The organism is Nocardia sp. NPDC049737, from assembly GCF_040674755.1.
Classification (GTDB): domain Bacteria; phylum Actinomycetota; class Actinomycetes; order Mycobacteriales; family Mycobacteriaceae; genus Nocardia.
On record NZ_JBFANH010000011.1, the window covers coordinates 1 to 21,083 of the forward strand.

Genomic DNA, 21,083 nt, shown 5'->3' on the forward strand with positions numbered 1-21,083 from the left:
GCGCGACCGGGCATGCGGGGGACGATGGTGCGACAGCTCACGACGGTGCGACCGCGCGTGCGGGTGCCGATGGCGGGACGGCGCGTGCAGGTGATGGCGGTGCGATGGCTCATGCCGGTGATGGCGGCGCGACCGGGCATGCGGGGGACGATGGTGCGACAGCTCACGACGGTGCGACCGCGCGTGCGGGTGACGACGGTGCGGGGGATGAGGGCGGAACCGCCCACGCGGGTGATGACGGTGCGGCGGCGCGTGCCGGTGATGAAGGTGCGGCGGCGCGTGCGGGTGACGATGGTGCGACCGCGCGTGCGGGGGATGACAGTTCCTCGGCTGCGCGGGCCGACGCCGCGGATGCTTCCACGAACACGCAGCGCGCAGGTGATGCAACGACGGATGGGCACTCGGCGGATGGTGGAGTCGACCAGTCGAGCACGCGGAATTCGGCGGCGGGAACCGGATCGGATGGTGCCGTCCGACCCGCCGGAGAGTCCGCGAGCCATTCGGATCACTCTGCGGTACAGACGAATTCGACTGCCGAGTCCAACAGCGCTGGCGACCGCACGGGGGTGGGAGCGCACGAGGGGCAGAACCGGTTCGATACCGGTATCCGGGCCGACCCGACCCCGGCGGGTGCGGAACATACTCCGAACGCGACTGCCGACGGTTCGCACGTCTCCGCTGATAATGCGGCTACGCAGGCTGGCGCTGCCGCAGCCTCGACCTCGCTCCAAACCGGCTCTGCTCCTGCACATTCCGGAACGCCAGCGGCGCATTCCGCACCGGACGCGCGCAACGCGGCACCATCCGCACCGCGCACGACCTCAACGCCCGACATGCGCCCCGGCGCAACCCCCAACACCGAAACATCCCGCGGCGAGCTGTTCCGCCCACAGTCGACCACCGAACCCCGCACCACAGACCCGCGGACCGCTGCCCCTTCTACCGCGGATGCACGCACTACAGCCGATGGCCGCCCGGGCCCGGACCGATTCCGCACCGGCACCAGCGATACGCACTCCGGATCCACACCGGGCCGCACCCCCGAAACCCGCGCAGGCGCACCCCAATCCGTCCCCCACACCCCTACCGCCGAGCCCGTAGCGGGCCCACAAGCAGAACCAGCCCCCATCCACGCCGAAGCTCACGCCGACAGCAACACCCCCGTCCGCCCCAACAGCGACCCCACCGCGCGTCTGGACAGTGCTAGTGCCGTGCGACCTGATGAAGCTGCCACAGGACGCCCCGACACCGACCCCACCGTGCCTCCCGGCAGCAATAGTGCTGCGCGCCCCGACAATGACATTCCCGTGCGGTCCGACAGCGATAGCACGGCGCGTTCGGACAGCGGTAATGCCGTGCGCCCCGACAGCACCAATGGATTCCCGCGAGATGGCGAGAGCCCGCTGCGGCTGGACGGCGACGGCGGTGTGCGAGGCGCGAGCGACAGCGTTGCGCGGCCAGAGGGTGATGGTGCGGTACGGCCCGACAGCGATAGCCCGGTGCGCCCGGACGGCGATCGCTCTATGCGGCCAGAGGGTGCGGATGCCGTTCGTTCTGATGATGACGGTATGGCGCGCCCTGAGGGGGATAGTGCGCTGCGGCCCGATGGGGAGGGTGCCGTACGGCCTGACGGTGGTGTTGTGCGTCCTGGGGACGAGGGCGACGGTGTTGTGCGGTCTGAGCGGGACGGTATGGCGCGCCCTGAGGGGGATAGTGCGCTGCGGCCCGATGGGGAGGGTGCCGTACGTCCGAGTGATGGGGCCGCTGTGCGTCCCAGCGACGCGAGCCCTGCGCGTCCGAGTGACGACGGCACCGCGCGTCCGAGTGACGACAGCACCACCCGTCCCATTGATGAGGGTGCCGTCCGCGCCGACAAAGACGCTCCAGTGCGCTCCGAACCTTCCGACATCCAGCATGCGATGGATCCGGCGGCAGGGGACGTAGCGCATCGGACTGGGGCCGATGTCGAGGCACATCGTGCGGATGGCACGGATGCAGAGCGGCGGGATGTCGAGGCGCGACGGGAGGCGGCGCGGCAGCGGGCTGAATCTCTTGATCCCGCAGTGGCTTTCGTGCCGCAGCCGGTGGCCGAACCGCATCGGACCGCGGAGGATTCGTCTGCGGACAGGACGCGTGAAGGTGCGGAAACTCAGCATCGGCGAGGGGGTGATGAGCGGCGAGTTCCGGAGCGGAATCGTGGTCGGTGTGCGGAGTTGTCGCTGCGGTTGATCAAGGCGCTTACCAGGAGTTCGGCGATCAGGTTGCCCGAGCGGGTGATCGGGCTGGACGGTATGACGGCCGCGGAGGTGCAGACGGCTGCGGGTGGGCAGTTGCGTTCGTATGGGGATCATGCCGAGATCGCGCGGCTGTTGCTTTCCATGCCGGAGGGGTCCTCGGCGCTGGTTGTCGATGAATACAGCGGTCCGGTCGACAGGTACAACGTCGGCGCGCACGCGTATGTGTTGGTGCACGAGAACGGTGGGATCGTGGTGCGCGATCCGGGGGCGGGCCGGATCGAAGGCTTCCCGCCGACGGTGCCGCGCGAACTCCGTGGCACATACGCGATTGCCTTCGACCCAGCCGGAAAGCCGTTGCATCCCAGCGCTTCCGTGCATCCGCTCGCGACCGATCCTGAGGCACGCATCGGCCGCTCGCTGGATGCGCAGCCCGATCAGGTCCGTGAACTGCTGCGCCAGACCGACACCGGGCGCCGTATCGCGGCGAGCTTCGACAACAGTCCCGTGCGCGACGGATTCGAGCCGTCCGCGGGCGACGGCCGAGCCGGGGAATTCCGGCGGCGCGAACTGACGGCTATCGCATACACCTCGGGTGCCGATCATGTCCAGCAGGCACTCACGCTGGCCCATGAGTCCGTGCACGCCGAACGGTACGTCCAGGGCCGGACCGGTGACGTCCGGGCGATGCCACGCGACGAATTCGTGCGCACCATGGTCGATGAGGAGGCCGCGGCAACGGGGCGCCGGTTCCAATTGACCCAGGAATTCCGGGATCTCGGTCACGACATCGCGGTGCACCCGTTCGAAGCGACCTACACCGCCGCCTACGATCGCGCCGCCGCCGAACTGTCGAGCGATTCGTCGCTGACCCCGGCCGAGATCCGCCGGGCCGCACACGAGGTCGCAGTCGACGCGCTGCGCCAGGAAATCGCAACCCACGAGTGGCGAAACGGCAAGAACTACACCGATTACTACGGTGACGCCTGGGATCGTGTGCATGCGTCCAGCGCCGAACTCCCTTCGGGCGCAAGGATGCACGACACCACCGCGGATGTCGCCGAAGACATGCGTACCGCGGCGCTGGCCCGCGAGTCGGCCTTCCGCGATCTGCGCAGCACCTCGGAAGAACTCGCTAGGCGCGCGGCGGCCCTCGGCCTGGATCCCACCCTCGCCAGACAGCCGCTACAGCGTCAGATCACCGACCGTATGCAGCGCATCACGAATGAACTTGCCGGACACGATGTTCCGCTCGAGCGACAAGCCGAACTGCGTACCGCAGTACACGATCTACGCACCCTCGCCGACCTGGCCGACCAGCGTCAGCACGCGCAGGCAACCTACGATCGCCGTGCCGACCAGGTGGCAGATGCGGCGATCAGAGAGGTCCTCACCCAACACCTGCGCGCCAACCCCAATGCGCGAATGCTCAGCGAGCACATCGTGCATGTTCCTGGGGAACCAGACCGTCTCGTCATCGCCTCCGGCACCGATGACCACCAGCGCGTGCTGCGCGAGGCGCAGCAGCGCTCGGAGATCCGCGAACTGCTCGAACGGCCGGAGGTCGTGCGCGAGCACCTGAATGTGGACGCCGACCAGGTCGGCCGCATCAGGGTCGAGCCCATCGACGAGCCGTCACCCGACCAGTTCGATCGCGCCACCGATCTCACCCCACTGGACCGTGCGGGCGCGGCGGCTCAGGAACGAATCGCACGGATTCGGGAACAGTTGCGCGAAACCGAAATCGGCCGTTGGGCTGACGGGGTGCTCACCCGTCACGATGTCGATATCGTGCACGAGTCCGGCGCCGACGACCGCTACTACCCGAGCCGCCGCACCCTAGCCCTGGATGTCGGCGCCTCCGATGCGGCGCAGATGGCCGCCCTGGTGCACGGCGCCATCCACGTCGAATTGGCGCATACTCGTGAGACTCCCGGCGGTGCGCAGGAACGCATGCGCCTACCGCGCGAGGAGTACGTCGCGCGCATGCTCGACGAGGAGACCCGGGCGCACGCGCTGGAAATCGTTGCCGCGAAACAACTCAGGGCCGGTGGACACGATCTCGCGGAAACTCCGCTGGAGCGGACCTACACCGTGGCCTACAACGAAGCCCGCACCCGAGCCCACGAAGAGAATCTCGAAGCGCCGGCATCAGAACTCGATCGAATCGCCAATGACGCGGGCTTGGATGCCATCGGCCCCGAGGTGGCTCGGCATCGTCCCGAGCATTCGACCGAAACCCATGCCGAGTTCTACGGCCATGCTTGGGATGACGCGCACGGCATCCGCTCGTTCGACGATATCGTCCGCTCTGCCATCGCTTCCGGTGAACGTTCGGTCACGGTGCTCAGTGAGGGTTCCTCGGTCCATGCCGCCAGGAAGGTCGAGCTGGTCACCTTCAACGATGGCACCGAGCTGATTCGCAAGACGGTCATGAATCCGCGCCATGCCGTCGCCGAGCGGTTGGCGTCGCTGCTCGGCCGCACCATCGGCGCGAATGTGCCCGAGGTGTTCCACGCCAAATCCAATGTCGTCTACATGGAAAAGCTGGCGGGACGTGTTGCGGCCGAACGGCATCCGCAGTTCTCCGATGTGCATGAGCTCGGTTACGCCGATACCGTCGCAGGTCGTGCGCTCGGTCTGCTGGACGCGCTGATCCGGATTCCTGATCGCGATGGACAGGGCTGGATGATCGGCTCGCAGCGCGAGGTGTTCGGTATCGACCACAGTCGTGGTTTCGAGGAGAGCGACGCAGCACGAAATGCCTTGAGCCCGTTCGCCGAACACTTCTTGCGCCGTAACGGCGAGGAAATCGAGGTCATCGACCACCATCTGCCGCGCGCGGTCGTCGATGCCATCACCGCACGCGTCGCCGCACTGCGACCGGAGTTCGATAAGCACGGTCGCGGCGAGTGGCACGACACGGTAATGACACGCCTGGCCGAAATCCGAGCGCATGCCAGCGATCTGCCGCCAGAACATGTCGATATCGGAGTGCGGCCGGAGGATTCGAGCAGGCACAACGAAGACTTCGACGACCGCCCGAACGCGTACACCAATCGGTACGGCGGCGACAACCAGCATGGCATCCACGGTTGGGTCGATGCGGACGGCATACTGCGCGTGGCGGTGCGGGTGGGCGACGGCACGCCGACCCGGCGCGAAATGTTCCGAGACATGATGCGCGAGCTCGGCCATCAAGTGACCGAGATTCGCGCCGAATGGAATGCCGACGATCGGGTCCGGGACAACCTCGACACCTTCAATGCCGGTGTGCAGGAGCTGTACCTCACTCCGGAAGAGGCGGCGCGCAACACATTCACCGGCAAGCTGGCCGGCGAACTCGGCTTCACCGAGGTGAGTTTCGATCACGATGCGATGCGCGGTCGACCGGGCGAATACGAGAAGGTCGTCGCGCATTTCAGCAGGCCGGAGACCACGGCCGGCCCCGAAGCGCCGGGCGATGGGGCAGATTCCCCCGAATTCCGGCCGACGACAGACGGTTCCGAACCGGACGCGGGAGCCTGGCAGGTCCGGCTGCGGGATATGACCGGCACTCCGGTATGGGAACTGCTGGGACGCAGCGAAACCGGACGCGAGGCGGCCGATGCATTGCGGGCGGCGAGTGTTGCGGTGCGCTTCGAAGATGGCCGGCCGGATTCGTTCAACGGCCGAACCATGGACGCCTCCGTCGACACCCATGACCGCAGCCAGCCCGCCCAGGCGGAGGCGCTGATACGTGCGGCGGTGCTCGCCGACGCCGTGCTGTCCGGTCGAGTCGAGGTGGATCCTGCACGAATTCGCGCCTCCGATCGGACGGATTACGTTGACGCACAGCTGCGTACGGAAGCCGAGGCGCTCGGCAGGCAGGCCGAATTCCGCCGTGAGCTGGGTGCTGCCGGATATCCGGAAACCGCCCCGACGACGCACGATGTTGCGGATTCGGCCTACACCCGCGCCTTGCATGAGCAATATCTGACTGCCCGCGATGCTGCCGTGGCCGCCGCGGATCCGGCGCTGGGCGAGCACGAACTGCGCCGAATCGGCCGCGAGGCGGGCATTGATGCGCTGCTGTCCGGTGATATGTTCGACTCGCCGCTCTATCCGAGCGAGGGTGCGAGTCTGCGAGACACGCACGGCGGCGTCTGGGACGCCCACCAACATCCGGACGGAATGCACGTGCCGACGTCGGCGGAATCAGCACGGGAACTGCAGCGTTTGGTCCGCGAACATGCCGCGCTCACGCGGGAGCTGCGCACGGTTGAAGGCGATTGGGATCGAGCGGTCCGACGGCTCGGCGCCTTCGATCCCGAAACGCATCGCGGCGACCGGGATCTCTTCGAGCGCGGCCGACAGGCGGTGGCGGACAATAGAATCCGGCATGCGAGTAGTGCGGGAATGAATTCCGTGCGCACCGCGCAGGTGCGCGCGCTGGCCGAGGTGACCCGTCAGCATGCGGAGGTCGAGGCGCAGCGTAACCGTCTGCTCGATGAGATCGCGGCCCAGGTCGGCCAGGAAGTGCTGGGTCCGGAAGTCCGTGCGGGGCAGTGGGTTGACGACCGCGTTGCGGTGCTGCCCGGTGAGCCGCTGCGGGTGATCGTGGTCGATGCTCGCGGTGATCATGCCGCGATATCTCGCGCTGCCGCGGATCGAGGCAGCGATCTGCACCGCGCCATCCGCTACGGCGATGCGGTTGCCGAGCGGGTCCGCGTCAGCGTGGACGGCTCCGGAGCCGTCCAGGTGCGGCGTGAGCCGGTGGATCTGCGCGCCGCCTGGGTCGAGGCCGCGGCAGCGGATGTGCGCGCGGAGGCAGAGCACCTGGTGGCACCGCGACCGCCGGACGAACCCGCTGCGGCATTGCCGGACCAGTCGATGGTCGACACCGCACAGGTGGCGTCGGACCGGCTGCAGCGCATCCTCAGGAGCAACGAGCTCGGACGGTGGGCGACCGAGGTACTGGCCGGACACGGGGTGGAGATCCGCTTCGGACTCGACGTGGATTCGAGTCTGTACGACGGCAGACAGCAGCGCGGTGTCGATGTCGGATACGACCCGGCCTCGAATACCTTGCTGCTCGGCCTGACCGATGCACCTGCCGTGCATGCGGCGGAGGCGATCCGGGCGGCATATCTGGCCGAACAGCTCGGCAACGGTCCGCTCGAGCGATTCACCCTCGGGCGCGACGAATACGTCGATCTGATGCTGGATCGGGAGGCGGTGGCACAGGCCAGAGCCTTCGAATTCGACCGGTGGCGGCAGTTCGGGACCGAGGCGTCACCGGCTCCGGAAACCCTGCTGTCCAAGGCATATAAGGACGCTTTCGAACAGGCCGAGCAGCAAGCGTTGCGGGCCTACCGCGACAACCGCGAGATCACCGACAGCATGATCGATGCGGCCGCCCATCATGCCGCCACCCGTGAAGTGCGAAATCGATTGGTGGAGTTGGGTCCTCGCGTCGACGGCGGTGACCTCGCCGCGTTCTATCGCGCCCAGTGGGACAGCGCGCACGCAATCACGCGCGCGCCCGGCGAAGGCCCGCCCGCGCACCACACCGACACCCCGGCGATCCGGGACCAGCGCAGCCGCCAGTATGTGGTGGAAATCGAATCCCTTCGCCTGCTGCGTGATTCGGGTCGATTCGTGCCGGTCGGTCCGGCCGAACGCGCTTACACCGACGCCTACGACCGCGCCTATCAGCGTGCGGAGCGGGCCGCGGCTCGGTCGAATGATTCGGCGATCCGGCCGGAGCGGGCGGCTTACGAAGCCGGGCGCGAAGCGCTGCGCAAGTACATCGACAAGGTCGGTCTGGAACCCGCCGAGGTCGCCTTCGATGTTGCTCGGCACGCCGACGACAACCTCGACGACTATCGCCCCTGGTCGGATACGACCGACCCCGAAACCGGACATCCGGCTGATGAGAACCCGTCGCCGCGCCCGATGAGTATTGAGGAAGCCGCGGACCGTGTGCGTCGCGCCCTCGACAATGAACTCACCCAGGATCCGGGCGGGACCCGGCTCACCGACCGCGTCGCCCAATTTCCGGGTCACCAGCCGGTGGGACGCGGACGTCTGGTGGTGGCGGCACCAGAGGGCCAGCACATGGACGCGCTGCGCGAACTGGCCGCGACGCATCCGGAATACACCAGTGTGCTGTGGGACGGCACGCAACGAATCGAATACCTGCAAGTGGGGCCGGGTTCCGATGGTCTGCACGATGCCCGGTTCATTGCGGCCGACGCAGCCGAGGGACCCTACCGTCGCCCGACCGAAGACGAGGCGGCCACCGAACTACTCGCGCACTACCTGCGCTACCGCGCCGCCCGACAGACGGATCTCGGCTTCGATGCGTGGGTGCGTCAGCTCGGCCCGGATTCCTTCAACACCAGAGAGAACGCGTCCCCGAGCCTCGAAGGCAGACTCCGTCTGGACTTCATGGCACGTGGCTACGAGTTGGCCGAGGCGGATCCATCCATCAGCGAGCCGCATCCGGCGGAGGTGGCCCGTCGCCTGCTGACGCGCCAGGTGGCGATGCCGGAATCCGCCGATGCGGCGGGGCGGGAACGTCGCTGGCCGCAGTTCCATCCAACCGAGGTGCGGACGCGGGCCTGGGACTTCCCGGTCACGCTGCAGTCCGATGGCAACGGCGGCTGGCGGGTGGCGCCGCCCACTGGAGACGGCAGTGCGGGCGATGTGCTGGCCAGACAGTTCCAGGGCATGTCCGATACCGATCCCGGGCGCCTCGGGGAACGCATCAAACGAATACTTCTCGACGGTTCAGCCGATCTGAACGATCACAGCGCGCCGAAGGGCCTGCTGCGCAGGATCACCGACCGGCTGTCGTTCGGAAACCGCTCGGGCGAAGGCGATTCCGCGCCACGCCCGATCGATCGGCCACGGCCCGGTGATGATTCGTTCGACGCACCGGAGTTCCCACCGACACATCCGGACGACGGCGCGCAGCAGCGGCGGGCCCAGCAGCAGCGACAAGACGTACTGGATCGGTTGGCGGCCGAGAATACGCAGGCGGTGCGCGAGCGCGATGAAGCAAGGGCCGCAGGCGATCCGGCGCGCATCGCACGCGCCGAGGAGCGGGTCGCGCGACTCGACGAGGCGATGGCCATCGCACGCCAGCGCGATGCGTTGCTGCGGGCCGGGGCGATTCCGGTGACCGATCGGGTCGGTGTGGTGCCAGGTGAGCCCGCGCGTGTGTTCATCGTCGGCTGGGGCGACGGCGATCCGGTGCGCGTGCTGGACGCTGCGGCCGCCCAACACCCGCAGCTCGCTGAGTTGCGGGCCGAACCCGGCACGGTCGTGCGCGAGCTGCGGATCGGTGCGCAGGGCGAGACACGGGTGCTGCGCATCGATGATCCGGCGGCGCAGCATGAGGTCGCACGACCCGCCGAAGCCGGTGGCGGGGGTAAGAAGCCGCCGTCCGAGCCTCCTGTCCCCGCCGGGACACCCGACGACCCGGATCATTCGCGAAACGAGAACTCCGGCAATGGATCCGAGGGTCGGTCGGTCGCTCCGTCGAATCGGGACGAGCCGCGCCGCATCGTCATCGATGCGAATGGCGAACAGGTGCCGCTACAGGTACGGCTCGACGATGAGGGCAGCTGGCGGGTCGAAGCTTCCGAAGCATCCGTAACACCCGCTCGCCCAGCAGATTCCGAGCTTCCCGAGAAGAAATCGCCGCTGCGCCGAGCCTGGGAGCGGATTCGGGCGAGGATGCGCGTGCGTGGTTACGTGGGCGACTACCCGAAATACCCGTCGGGTTCGGGTGAGGACCGCCGCGGCCAGAACGCGCTGAAGGATGGCGTCGAACATGCACCCGACCTCTTCGAATCGCATCCACACGCGCCTCATCCGCCGCCGGCGACACCCGGCCACGAAACCGTCGCTCGACCGGCCCCGGAGAGTGAAGGCGAGGGACTCAATATGGCCCGAATCGCCAAGGAGGGCTGGACCGCGTGGCGCAATCGGGAGCATCTGCCGATCCTGAACAGGCTCTCCGGTCGGATTCGGGATGTGGCAGGCGATTTCGTGGTGCCACGCACACCCGATGGCGAGGAATATCGATTCTGGGTGAGCGATGCCGATCCGGATCTGGTGCGTCAGACCGTCACCGAACTGCTCGAGGTCGAGGCCATCGCACCGGAAGAGGCTCGAGCGGTGCTGGAAGAAGCCCTGGCGGTGGCCGATTCGGAACAGCGGCAGCGGATCATCGATGACCTGGAGAACTTCGGTCTGATCTCGGACGAGGAGGCCAGAACACTCGAACACGAGCCGACTCATCCGGAGCCGAGCACCGAAATCGACGGTCCGCCACCGGAAGACGAATCGCTCACCGATAAGGCGCACCGACTCGGTTTCGATCTGCCCGACGAAAGTCCGGAAACCATTCGCCGGGTTCTCGACGAGCAGCAATACCGGACGATGCGTGAGGCGGCCGCGATCGCGGGCCTAGCGGAGGCGGCCGATCGGTTCAACGAGGAGCTCACGCGCCCGTACGTCAACGCCGATCTGTTTGGTGACTCGGGTCCCGAGCTGCATGGTCGGCAGCCGGTGGCGGGCGAAATCGAGGATCCTGATACTCGGCGGGTCGATGAGGACGAGGACTACTACGACGAGGACGATCCGACCGGCGCGCCCGGCCCCAAGTGGGGCGTGCCCGATGCCACGGGCCGTCCGGTGCCGCCGGCCGATCAGCTGAGCATTTTCGATGACAACCCGATGGGCCGCTTCCTGACGGAGCTGATCAGGGCCTTCGATGGCCATCCCGGGCTACAGAACTTCCGGCCGGTCGGCAATGGCGCCGACCCGCTGCGCGAATGGGGCGATATCGGAGACGGCCAGGAACTGGGTCGCGACCAGGGACCGCGGGTGTTCTTCGAGCACGCCCTGCGCCGCGACCAACTCCGCGACGAGGCGTCCACCTGGGCGCAGATGTTCGGCCTCGACCTCAACGATGTGAACCCGCGCAATCTCGATGCCACCCTGAACAGGCTGTGGGCCGAGCACGACGCGCGCGCCGCCGGGGTCGCCGAATTCGCCGAGGCCGCGGAACCGCATCTGCGTGCCGCGCAGCAGGAGCCCGTCGGTGAGATCCATGGTGATCAGGTCGCGCGCGTGCCCGTCGGGGAGGGCGCGCCGGACCGGTTGGTGGTGATCAACGGGCCGCTGGACCGGGCGGATGCGCTGGCCAGGGCGCTCGCCAGTGATCCGGCATTGGCCGATGCGCTCGAGCGTGGCGAGGTCGAACTCGATTACCGCAACGCGCGCACGGATCGCATGGGGCAGATTCATCTGGATCCGGTCGAAACACCCGAGGTATACCACCATCGGGAGACGATCGATGGCCGCGAGTTGGTCGTCACGATGGTGCGTGACAACGACGGGCACTGGCGGGCCGTGCAGGCCCCTGTCGAGGAGACGGCCACCCATTCGCCTGCCGATACCCCACCTCGCACTCGCGCTGAGATAGCCGCCGAAATCGTCGATCTGGCAAAGGAATTCGGGCTCGGGCCAGAGGCGCTGCATCCGGATCGGTTGGCGCAGACCATTGCGGAACTGAAGCTGGCCAATGCATTGCGTGCCGGTCAGATCGAGGCGCTGGCCGACTTCGCGCGCACCATGAGCGAGATCGAGAACTTCAACGATATCGGTGATGCGCGGGGGCAACTGGCGCACCGGCTCGACATTCCGGAGTCGGAGCTGACGCCGCAGCGGGTCGCGGCGGCGCTCGCCGATCCGGAATGGCGCAGCGCACGGCGTGAGCAGCAGTTCAAGGACCTGGCCGATTACGCCAAGCAGTTACGCGATATCGATCTCGGCGCGGTGAACGCGGCACGCGATCGCTTGGCGGCACAGCTCGGCCTGAACAGCTCGGAACTGTTGCAGCCGCCGAAGATTCGGATCGCCGAGGACGGGGAGATCCTGCGCGGATTGGATGCGAACGGGCTGGATCCAGCGAAGTTGCGCAAGGTGGTCGCGGGTCTCGAGAGCGAAGGCAAGCACGATCAGGTGGTCGACGCGCTCATCGAATATGCGCGTGCGCTGATCGATGTCGATCCGTATTCCGATGTGCCGCGTGGTGATCTGTCCGCCGATCCGCGAGCAGCTGGCGAACCGCCTGTCCATGAACTGGCTCGCGTGCAGGCGTTGCGCGACATCGTCGCCGAAGCAATGCGATCCGGGGATGCGCTCGATCTCGGGAAGGTACTCGCGGACCATCCAGGCCGTGCCGACGGTGCATCCGGGGAGGAGCGTGGGCGGCCCGAACCGAATCGAGACTGGGCTCGACTCGTCGGTGTCGATATCGCCGGTGCGGACGATGCGACCTTCCGTAAGGTGTACGAGGCCTACCGCGATGGAAAGATCGAGAAGCACGAGGGGCTGAGTCCGGCCGAGCTGACCGCGGAGCTCGCCCGCATGCGTGCGGAAATCCAAACGCGCGCTGAGCAAATCAGGGACCTCGCCGCCTTGCTCGACGAATTCTACTCTGCCCCTGAGGAATTGACCACGCCCGGCACCACCGCTGCCGATCGGGCGCCGAGGGTCGGCGGGCCGGACGATGACGGGCCGGGACCCGAGCCTGCCGGCCCTGATGACCCGGGATCGGGCGGCGCAGCCGATCCAGACACCCAGCCGGATACCCGTTCGGACTGGAAGCGGCAGATGGATGCCGAACAGGACGAGTGGAACGCGCGCATGCACGCGGAGCTCGACGAGTGGGTCGCCAAAATGCGCGCGGAAGAGAGTGCGCCGCAGAGCAATTCCGGCGATCCGCAGTCGCGGATAGACGAAGCGTTCAAGCGTGAGTCGACGGCGGCGGAACAGGCTTTCGGTCGTCGGGATCAAGAGGCCGAGGCCGAACATCAGGCGCTGATGGACCATCTCGACGAGTTGATGCGTAGGCTCGAGCAGCGCTTCGGGGATGCCGATGATTCGCAAGAGGCTGTGCGGGATTCGGCTGGGTCGCTGATCGATGATGCATTGGCTCGTGAGTCGGCAGCCGCCGAGGAGGCTTTTCGTCGTCGGGATGAACAGGCCGAGGCAGAACATCAGGCGCTGATGGACCATCTCGACGACTTGCTGCACAGGCTCGAGGAACGCGTTGGGGATGTCGACGATTCGCAAGAGGCTGTGCCGGAACCGGATTCGGCCGATTCCGAACCGCCCATCGACGATGCGTCAGCCCGTGAGTCGGAAGGGGCTGACGACTCGATCCAACAGGATGAAGAGGCCGAGTATCGAGCGTTGATCGATCAACTCGATGAGTTGGTGCGTCGGCTCGATGGAGGTTCGGAAGAACCGCCGCGGTCTGGTGATGGGCCGGATGAGGATGGGCCCGAGCCAGCGGCATCGCCGTCCGGACCGCCGCACGATCCGCCGGACAGTCCGGCGTCCGGTGCGAAACCGATCCCGGAGTCGTCCGAGCCACCGCCCGCCGATGAGCCTGTTCTCGTTCGCTTCGACGACGATCCGAATGGCGTGGAGCCCGTGCTTCCGGAGGAGCCCGGTGAGCCCACCGACCCGGTGCAGCGAATCGAACAGGCCCATCAGCGTGCCGAGGCCGGATTCGATGAACTGCAACGTCGCATCGATGCCTGGCACGAGGAAGCTCTGCGGCAGAACGAGCTGCGCCATGAGCAAGCACTCCGCGCACTCATGGATTCCGCTCCACCGCCACCGTCGGACGCGTCCAGACCCGATCCGATATCGGACCATGCTGTCGGACCGGATCGCCCGAGTCGACCGGCAGACGGCGAAGCCCTCGACCCGGTACAGCGAATCGAACAGGCACTCCAGCGTGCAGAAGCTGGGTTCGATGAATTGCAACGTCGCATCGATGCCTGGCATGAGGATGCGTTGCGAGAGAACCAGCGGCGGTATGAGGAGGCCATCGACTCGCTGAGTGAGCCGGAGCCACCAGTATGGCGCGACGACTCATCGACTCAGGAGGGCGGAACTCAGCCGCATGATGTCGAGCAACCTGATTCAGCGACCGCGCGATATTCGGACGACGGCAACTCTGATCCGGTCCGGCGGATCGAGGAAGCATGGCAGCGCGCCGAGGCCGGATTCGATGAGCTACAGCGGCGGATCGACGCATGGCATGCGGAGGCGCTGGCAGCGAACGCACGTCGATTCGATGAGGCCATGCGTGCCTCGGCTGACCCGCAACCGCCCCGTTCTGATGCGCTGACCGCGGATCCGGCTGCGCGACAGGGTGATCCGGCACGCGAGATCGAAGAGATCAAGCAACGCGCCGCCGCTGGCTTCGACGATTTGCAGCGGCGCATCGATGCGTGGCATGCGCAGGCACTTGCGGCGAACCAGCGACGGCACGAAGAAGCCCTCCGCGCGCTGGACGACCGGTCGCGACCGGACGATGGTGCTGACCACGGTGATCCGCTGCGCAAGCTCGATGAGCTTCGCCAGCGTGCTGAGTCCGCTCTGGATGAGTTGCAGCAACGGATCGATACGTGGCACGAAGAGGCATTAGCGGCGAATCAGCGCAGATTCGACGAATTCAACCGATGGTTGAATTCGACTGTTTCGGAGTCGGATAACTCCGATGCAAGTGGTTCTGCGCTGCAGCCTGACCAGGCCGAAGCGGGTCCAGCGGATGGCCGGGAGTCCCCAGCGGGTCGGCAGGGTTCGGCATCGGTGGTGGATGAGGCGTCGCGAGCAGGGCGGCAAGACGGTTCCGTCTCGGGTCCAATCGGGGAGTCCCCAGCGGGTCGGCAGGGTTCGGCATCGGCGGTGGGCGATGAGTCGCGGGCGAGTCGGCCAGGTGATTCGGCCCCAGGGGTAGGAGAGTCGTCTGATCGGCGGCGGGCTTCGGTGCAGGAGGGACGAGAGGAGGCGAGCGAGCGGCCCGGTGGTGAGCCTGGGGACGTGCGGGTGTGGCCGCTCGCTGTGCCGGAGGAGGCGGGGCAGTCGGGTGCGCCGCAGGACGGTGGGGGATCACAGCATCCGCCGCAGGAGCCGCCGAGCCCAGGGCAACCGGAACCGGGCGAGCCTGGTTCGGGCGGTTGGCCGCAGGATGGGCCCTCGCGGGTGCACGAACCTGTCACGTCGGAATTGCGTGATGCGCTGCCCGGTTCGACCGCGCGGATCGCGCAGACCACGGCGGCCCGCCAGGCCATGGAACCCGGCGTCGCCGAAGGTGCCAGGCGGCTCGGAATCAACCCCGACGGTTTGAGCCCACACGAAATACAGCGTGCTGTAAACAATTTGGTGGATGCGGCGGAAGATCACGTTGCCGAGCTACACGATCGGGAACACGTCCCGAGCCATGAGATGGTGCAGTATTTTGCCGATCTTCGGGCCGCCGAACAACATGCCGCCGAGGTCAGGGATGCGGCCAGCGCGTATCAGGCCGAGCTGCGCCGCTACCTCCACGCGGTGGGGGAGGAGAACGTGGCCCGGCAGCGCGCCGCCGTGCTCGCGTCCCGTGACGTGCTGGCCGGGGAACAAGCGCATATGGTCGCCGAGGGCGTCGGAATCGCACCTGATGGGCAACGTGTGGTGGTCGCGTCGCCGTCGTCGGCACCCGAGCAGGTCATGCCCGCGGAGGTCCGCCGACAGCTGGCCGATCAGGGCGTCCAGGTCGACTACCTGCACGTCGTGGTCGACGAATCCGGAGTCATCACCGTCGCCCCGATCCGGCCGCCCGACGAAGGGACGGCACCCACTCGCCCCACCGGTCCACCCGAGACACCAGGTTCGGGTTCCGCAGCGGCGACGAAACATGGGGCTGCGCAGTCGGAGTCGACACACCAGGCATCGCCCGAGCAACCACGCGTCGATACAGATGGACCGATGCGATCCATGCCGGAAGGGCGGGGTGCGAATGCGGGTGGTTTGGATCCGACCCGATCTGTGCCAGAAACACGAGACGCCGATGCTTCGGAGCAGGATTCCGGAGTCACGCTCGACGGTGCACAGCGATCGGACGGTCTGACCTCCGAGGTCCGGGCCGAACTCGAGCGATTGCGCGCGGAACGGGCCGGGGCCGTTGCCCATCGCGAGGAACTGCGCGACCTGCGCCGAGTTCGCGCCGAAGGACTGCCAGTTGACATCGCGCAGGACCTGCGACCAGGTCTACCGCTGGAGACGACCCTCGAAGACCTGCGCAACCAGACCATGCTGGTCCATGAGCAGGCCGAGCGCCATGCGCGGATCGACGCACTAGAGCGCGCAGCCAACGAATTCAACCGCGCCGAGGCCGAAGTGGCTCGCCTCGATGAGGCGATCGCGACGCTCGAACTATCCGGAACACCGGAGGCCGTACACGCCACATTGGTGCGGGAACGTGCGGCCATGGCCGCCGAATGCGAGTTCTGGCGGGCCAAGCGCAATGACCGCGCCGAACGATTCGATATTCGCGATCCCGATCACGCACTGAATCAGGACAACCTGGAGCCGACCCTGCGGCGTCTCAGCGGCGATATCGTCGGCACCAGGGACATCGCCGGCACCGGCGACGAAACATCGAGGCCAGAGCCGGAATTGGTGGGCTCGGCCGAACGCACCCAGCGCGAGAACAACATCTTCAAGCTGCAAGACGCGGCCGAACGCTTCAACGAAGCCGATTCCGCACTCGCTGAATTGGATCGGCGCATTGCCGCGCTGGAAGGTGTGGATGTCATCGCACACCAGCCACTTTCGGAGGAGACACGCGCCGAGCTCGATCGGCTCGGTGCCGAACGCGCCACCGAAGTGCTCGCGCGTAAACCATGGCGCGGGATGTGCGATGACCTGGCCGACCGGCTCGGCGTGAACCGAGACGCATTGGGCCCCGGGGAAATCGACCAGACCCTACGAGATGCCGCGAACCGTCTCGAGCCGACCGAGGAGAACACCAGACAACTGCACCTGCTGCGCGAGGCCGCCGACCGAGTCAACCAGGCGGACAACAGAATCGGACGCATCCAGGATCAGATGGCCGAACTGGCCGGAGCCTGTCGCGACGTCTTCGCCGCGGAAGGTGCCAGGGCGATCACCGATCGCGTCGGCCTCGTCGAAGGCGAACATCCGCGGATCATTGTGGTAGCTCCGCGCGGCACGTTGGAGCATCCGCGCGCTGGTCACGACGCTGCACTCGCCGATGCGGTCCGACGCAATTCCGCAGTGGCACAGGCGATGACCCGACCCGAAACGCGGATCGAATATCGCGACATCATCGCCGAGCGCGAGATGCCGGTGCGCATCGGCGAACTCGCGCCACCGCGGCGCGACTATCTCACCGCGGGCTGGCGCGAGGGCGACCCCGGCTTGCACCTCACCCGATGGCAGGATGGCAATGGCGACTGGCATCCGGTCGATCCGACCCGCCCGGATTGGACGACCAACCGCCAAGGTGCCCGGGTGCCAAAGGCATTCGAGCCGCGCGTACTTCCGGAAGGCGTCAGCGGTTGGGCGGTCGATCCGTTCCAGTCGTCCATTGTCGACCCCTTCCTGGATCCGCCACACGGCGCGATCGATGAGGAACTGCTGCCGCGAATCCCCGGCATGGACCCACTCGATCCGGGTGTGCCCACCTTCGAACCGCCGATGGCGGGCGTGTTCTACAACACCATGCGCATCGTCCTCGAATCGGCGAAACTGTCCGGATTCACCTGGTACAGCGATAAGGACCATCCGGGTCGCATCAGTCCGGGATTCAAGGGGCATCCCTACTTCCGTCCGCGCGCGGCCGATGTGCAGCCGATGGCGCGGGAATGGGATCCACAGGATCGGGTGCCCGATCGCGGCGAGTTGTCGGAGGAATACAAACAGCGCCAACGCGATCAAGAAGCGGCGTGGGCGCGCGTGCAGGACTGGGCCGACACCGAATACCAGCGATTCCGCGCCGACGACAGCGATATCGACAGCATCGTCGAACACCTTGCTGCGCACCCGGAGGCCGAAGGTGCGGCGCGTGCCGTGCGGGCCGCGGAAATCGTCGATCAGATCGCCCGCAGACTCGACAGCTCCGGCGTCCTCGACCCGATCGCCGATGCGCTCGCCGGGCACCTGCGAAACGAACAGTCAGGTGACGCGAGACGATTGGTCGACGACCTTTGTGACCGGCTCGGCAACCTCGGTGCCGACCGCGCCGAATTGACCGGATTGGTTGCCGACCGACTCGACAACTCGACCCCCGCCTTTACCCATGCGGAGATCGAGCAGATCAAGAACCACCTCATGCGCGATCCGCATCTGGTGCACGACCCGAACGACGGCATCCTCCGTCGCCGATCGCTCGACGCCGTAGCCGATGTCGCCGAAGCCTGGAACCGCCTGATCGCGGGTAACCCACTGCCACAAGACATTCTGCTTCTACAAGACGCCCTCGCCGAATCGAACTACCTGCACCACAACCCGATCGCCGCCTGGCACGACGCCAACCAACACGCCATCCGCATCGGCTTCGACTGGAACGCCAACCGCCCACCCCGCACCGACTGGCGCACCAAAATCCCCTACGCCCCACCCCGAGTAGACCACCAACCGCACCTCCCCCCACCGTCGGCTCCGGACGCCCCCGTCGCCCTCCCCCCGACCCCAACCAACGAACTCCTGCAACCGGCACCGCCCGAAACCCCCGAACAGCCCTCACCTTCCGACCGCGCAGCGCAATCGCATACCACGGAAGTGCCTGAGATCAGCGAAGATTCGGTCCCGACACGGCCGTTGACCACAGACGGCCACTCGACCACCGACCCCGACCCGCAGCACGATCACGATCTGCCGGACACGGCCGGACCCGATCGCGCCGACTCGTCCGATGCCGCGGCCTACGGTGTTCGTGACGATGAATCGTCCGCACCCGAGTTGCCTCTGGTGCACGAAGATTCGGAGCCCACTGCGCCACAGGTCGTCGACGACCAGTCGGCCACCGACCCGGGTCTACGGCCCGGGCAGGATGTGCAATCTTCCGATGGGGCGACGCGTCCCGAGCAGGGAGGCGACGAGGAATCCTCTGAGGGGGCAATGCGTCCGGGATCGGAGAATGGCGAGGAGTCGTCTGCGGGGCAGGCGCGGGACGGGCGCACGGGTGAGAAGGAATCATCCGGCGGTGCCTCGCGTGGTCGCGTTGGAGATGGGGAGTCGGCCGGGGATAGCGGGGGGCGCGGTCGCAACGAGCGCGAGGGTGGGGCCCGATCGAACCGGGGTGGGCAGAAGCCTCCGGAGGGGCGGTCGGATTCGGGTGGTTCGGAGCCGCCGTCGCTGCCCGGCTCGATGCTGCGGTCCCATATTCCGCATCCACCCAGGCTGAACCACGAGTACGAGATGCCTGATCCGCCGAATAGGGCACCGTTCCATCCGACGTGGCCGCTGCCGAAGCAGCCGCCCGAACCCCCGAAGCCACCGCACCCACCGAAGCCTCCGCACCCACCGAAGCCTCCGCACCCACCGAAGCCTCCGCACACGCCGAAGCCTCCGCACACGCCGAAGCCTCCGCACACGCCGAAGCCTCCGTTGCCGCCGCATCAGCCGATGCCGCCAAAACCACCGGTACCCCCGAAGCCTCCGCTTCCGCCTACACCACCGGTGCCACCGACTCTTCCGGTGCCGCCGACTACGCCGGTGCCTCGGTTCCCGCCGCCGACGCCGGAACCTCCGGTGCCCCCGACCACGCCTGTGCCGCCGCCGACTCCGCCGGAACCTGCGGTGCCGCCGCCGACGCCGGTGCCTCCGTTCCCGCCGACCCCGCCCGAACCCCCGAAGCCGCCGCACACGCCGAAACCGCCGCACACGCCGAAGCCTCCGTTGCCGCCGCACCAGCCGATGCCGCCAAAACCACCGGTACCCCCGAAGCCTCCGCTTCCGCCCACACCACCGGTGCCACCGACTCTTCCGGTGCCCCCGACCACGCCTGTGCCGCCGCCGACTCCGACTCCGCCGGAACCTGCGGTGCCGCCGCCGACGCCGGTGGCTCCGTTCCCGCCCACGACGCCGGAATCTCCGCTGCCCCCGACCACGTCAGTGCCTGCGTTCCCACCGACGACACCGGAACCTCCGTTCCCGCCGACCACGCTGGAACCTGCCGTGCCGCCAACCGCACCGGTACCTCCGTTCCCGCTGGAACCGCCGGAACCCCCAACATTTCCACCCCACGACCCAACGACACCTTCGCACGACCGGATGCACCCACCGTCCGCCGACAACCAGACGGATCCCCAGCCCCGCCCGGGTACCCCCATGCCCGCATCGCCAACCGACCAGCACCAACCTGGCGCGCCACGCTCCAGTTGGCCCGACGCAGCCCGTCAACCGATCAACCCCGTTGCTCCGCAACAAGACCCGACCGCACAAACATCATTCCCGCCGAGCGCACCCCCACCGATCGGCGCACCATCATCACCCGCCCGAAACCGCCAAGGCGCCAACGGCCACCGCAACCGCCCATCCCAGAATGGCAACAGCACAACTCTTTTCGTCCAACCCTTCTCTGGCTTCGGTGTCCCCGCACACTTCGATCCGGAAACCGGTGCACTCCAAGCCGTCGGCGGTGGAATCGGCCCACAACTCGGCGTATATGGCGATCTCGGTGACACGCCGGTCGTCTTCTATCGCGACTCCTCCGGCCTCGCCTTACGTATCGGCGACCACACCATCGACCTCGACAGCCCCGTCGTCGCCACCGAATGGGAACCCGTCGAGAACCGCCGAACCCGCTTCGCCGTCACAGCTTCCGGCACCATGGTCTGCCAACTCCTGTACCGCTCCCTCCCACCCGAACTCGACCTGGGCCGCCTGATCCACGACGTCTGCGCCACCCCCACCCGCCGCACCCAAATCTTCACCCGTTGACAAACGCGCATTCGATGGTGGCAGCCAATATTTGGGTCCGGG

At 67.2% G+C, this 21,083-nt stretch carries 2 protein-coding genes; one reads left to right on the plus strand and one right to left on the minus strand.

Features of this window, described 5'->3' with window-relative positions:
- Nucleotides 1-500: hypothetical protein (locus AB0J47_RS16410; RefSeq protein WP_364346116.1), on the minus strand; the 500-nt coding region annotated here is incomplete at its 3' end.
- 1,713 nt (nucleotides 501-2,213) lie between these two features.
- Between AB0J47_RS16410 and AB0J47_RS16415 the strand changes: the two genes are divergently transcribed.
- The gene (locus AB0J47_RS16415) at nucleotides 2,214-21,041 is read left to right on the plus strand and encodes a hypothetical protein (RefSeq protein WP_364346118.1); all 18,828 of its coding nucleotides are present in this window, start codon (nucleotides 2,214-2,216) and stop codon (nucleotides 21,039-21,041) included.
- The last annotated feature ends 42 nt before the right edge of the window (nucleotides 21,042-21,083 follow it).